Raw genomic sequence first — 3410 nt, forward strand, 5'->3', positions numbered from 1 at the left:
GCTCTGTTTCAAACTACGGGCCTGCCCGCGGCCGATCCCAGCTTTTTCAACACAATCGCCCAATTGCGGAACTTCGCGGTAGTGCTACCGTAAGAAAATGACATGGAAGACCGCATTTATCGTTTGCTTCGGGCTGTCACTTGCGGCGGAAAGCCACGCACAATCACGCCTTAGCGAGTCATCTTTCAACACGTTCGTCACGGATGGGAAAGACTTGCGGGACCGGATAACGCTCGCCGGGGAACCAAATCGTCGGCAGTTAGACGCGCTTCTTCCGGCAAACGCTACGAAGATGTTTCGTGTGGTTCTGACTTGCGCGGTTGATAAAACACGAATGCCGACACGTTGCCGCAGGGACCGATCTTTTCCAGATCAATTCGGAGACGTAGCTGTCGCAATTGAAGCTTTGAGAGGGTCGAGCGTTTCGAAACCGGACGCGGCGCAGATCAGCGAAAAAGGTCTTAGACTTCAAGTCGTTGTGTATCTTGATGATCCTTCAAGATCGTTGGACCGCTATAACCCATGGACCGTCCCAACTCCCGCGCCTTGACCGGTGAGGTAACACCGCGAGCCGAGCCTGAGCGGATGGCGGCTTTCCACCAGGTCGTGCCGTTTCGAAGATCCCGAGCCGACCTGATCCCCTAGAAACCGACCGGCTGGTATCGGCCGGAGAAGGAGTCGGTCGGCTCCCGCCCATAACCGGACATTCCCTTCACGAACATTCAACCTTCGGCGTCCTACGCGAAGATGCAGAATTATGAAGGCACGACAAATGGCATCACCATCTGAGCAATCGGCTGCATGGGGATGCTTGAAAGTAGGAGCTTCCTTCGCGCTTATAGCTCTCGCGTTGTTGGCTGCTGTGATATTCGAGTTAGGGGATTACTGGACGCCTCCAAATAGCGCCGCAAGAATTCGGCTCATGAGGTGGACTTTTTACCCTCTATTGATTTCCGCTATTGCGATACCAATGGTATCGCGCATCTGGTGGATATCACCTGTCAGTCTCATTATTGCTTTCTCTATAATTAAATATATTTCCGAATTCACAGATGTAAGTCATATTTGGGTCGGCCTTGTGCCGTGGTTTTGCATATGCGCGGGGCTAATCAGCGTGAGAACGCCTTCGAAATTTTAAAAGCCGGCTTCCTACCAGGTAGCGACGCTCGCGCTGCTGATCGGCATTAATTCGAAGCGGCAAGTCTGCATTCGCCCAGACCCAGACATTACCGCACTCGTCAGTCTTGCCCTGAAGCTACCGTTCCGACAGACTATGCGGTGAGAGACGAGCATCGTTAGACTGGTTCGTTTTATTTTATGCTGGCGGGGGCGCAAACATGCGGTTTGGATTGATTATTGCCGCAGCTGGCGTCCTTTATTCATCGAGCGGCTTTGGCCAGCTGCCCCCGCCCCCGCCTGACGTATGGAAGGCGCAATTAGCGTTCTTCAGTTCACTACCGGATCGCTTCCCCGTCGCAGACACGACCCAGTTTGAGCAACTAATTGCCAACGACGTGCAGGTCTATCGTGATGGCATTCTGGTCCATAAAACTCGCGCCGATTGGATGAGGGAGATACAGTCCTACAAGCAGAAGATGCCGACGGATCCGCAGGGCTTTTACGTCAGCCGCGATCAGTACACGCTTTTGGCAGATGGAGGTGTGTCAGTTCGAGAGTTCACCTACCCAATACCTCCAGAAGGCAAGACAACTTTTTATCATCCCGATTACCCTCTTCGCTACGTCTACTATCGAATTTCCAACGGCAGATTAGTTCGTGTGGACTATGGGATGGCGATGTCTGACTACGCTGGCCTTTGCCAAGAGGTAGCAACGATAAAGGAGAAATCGGGCGGGCGATGGATGGAGCTGTGTCGTTGATCCCCTCGCCGTCTTTCATCAGACAGCCGCTAGACCAGGTCGCCTAGTAAGACCGGACAGTCCGCTCCCCACCAATTCCGGCCATTTCGCTGCCGTCCATGGCCTGACCATAGGTGTCATCGGCAGTAGCAGCAGAGCCAAAGATTGCCGGACTGCACCCCGCCAACCTTGAAGATCATTTGGCTCATGCTCGCACAAAGGTGCGCATATTGGGCGCAAATGTCTTCAATAATGTGTCGTTCTTACCCTGCCTCCCTCACGGCCAGAATGGCACAATCACTTACATATTGGCATAGCTTGCATCGCTACTTATTCATGCGGAGATTTGGTTGATTGCTTCAGTCGCATGCAGCCGCGGTTGTTTTTGTAAAAAGGCGACCCCAAATGGCGGCGACATACGTGGAGTGAATGATGTCTGACGAAACTATCCAGCTAGACGCCGTCGAGCTTGCAACCGAGCTGACGATTGCATGGTTGTCGAACCCAAACACGCGAACATCAGCAGATGACGTTCCAGCGTTTCTCGCCCAGATGCACTCCAGCGTTCAATCTTTAATCGGCGGTGCTAGCGAGGCGAACGCCCCTGTCGCTGATACCGAGCAATATACCCCCGCAGTGTCGGCCCGTAAGTCGCTGGCCAACCCGGACTTCATCGTCAGCATGATCGATGGCAAGCCATACAAGACACTTCGCCGGCACCTCACGACGCACGGACTGACGCCAGAAGAATATCGCGAGCGGTACAATCTGAAGGCTGATTATCCGATGGTTGCAACGACCTATTCGGAAGCGCGCCGTGCGATGGCCCATCGGATTGGCTTGGGTAGCAGCCGCAGCGGCAATGGCACGGCATCGAAGGCCCCAGCAAAATCCAAAAAGCCAAAAGTTGAAACTGCCGAGTAAGTAAAAGCTGGCTTCCATTGACGGCCAGCCTTTGGGCGGCAGGGGAACGGCTACTTCTGCCGCTCGTCCGTCCGGTCCGGCTTCTCACAGTGGCGAGAAGCCGGTGTAGGTTACACCTCGATGCCCTCTGACAAGGTCAAAGCGTCTTCGACCTCGACGCCAAGGTAGCGCACGGTATTCTCAATCTTGGCGTGGCCGAGTAGGATCTGCACCGCGCGAAGATTGCCCGACGCCTTGTAGATGATGGAGGCCTGGTCCGCCGGAGCGAGTGCGTCCCATACTCTTCGCGGCGCAGCCCTATGCCGTTCACCCATTCGGCTACCAGCCGGGCGTACTGACGGGTACTGAGCGGGCGGGCATGATCGGTTCGACTAGGAAAGACATAGTCGGCAAGCGAACCACCTCGCCTCTCCAGCCATGCCAGCAAGCTTGCTCGGGCGTCCGCCATCAACTCGAACTGCACCGGCCTACCTGTTTTCGCCTGAACGACGAGCGCACGGGTTCGGACATGGCTACCAAGGACGATATCGCCGATCCTCATCCTCACCACATCGCAACCACGCAGCTTGCTGTCGATCGCCAGGTCAAACAATGCTCGATCCCGCAGTCGCTGGTGCTGATCGAGGA

2 protein-coding genes and 1 pseudogene are annotated in these 3410 nt (G+C 55.0%); 2 read left to right on the forward strand and 1 reads right to left on the reverse strand.

Features of this window, described 5'->3' with window-relative positions; translation table 11 throughout:
* Positions 1–1337 precede the first annotated feature (1337 nt).
* A complete protein-coding gene (locus sphst_RS14115; RefSeq protein ID WP_031394641.1) occupies positions 1338–1880 on the forward strand; it encodes a hypothetical protein in 543 nt (180 codons plus the stop codon).
* A gap of 411 nt (positions 1881–2291) precedes the next feature.
* Positions 2292–2783, forward strand: coding sequence for a MucR family transcriptional regulator (locus tag sphst_RS14120; RefSeq protein ID WP_031394642.1), 492 nt, complete (start codon positions 2292–2294; stop codon positions 2781–2783).
* Positions 2784–2893: 110 nt separating this feature from the next.
* On the opposite strand, the pseudogene sphst_RS14125 reads toward sphst_RS14120, so the two are convergent.
* A pseudogene (locus sphst_RS14125) lies at positions 2894–3410 on the reverse strand (tyrosine-type recombinase/integrase); the annotation flags it as partial.

This window comes from Sphingomonas sp. STIS6.2 (assembly GCF_000732685.2).
In the GTDB taxonomy this organism is placed as follows: domain Bacteria; phylum Pseudomonadota; class Alphaproteobacteria; order Sphingomonadales; family Sphingomonadaceae; genus Sphingomonas; species Sphingomonas aerolata.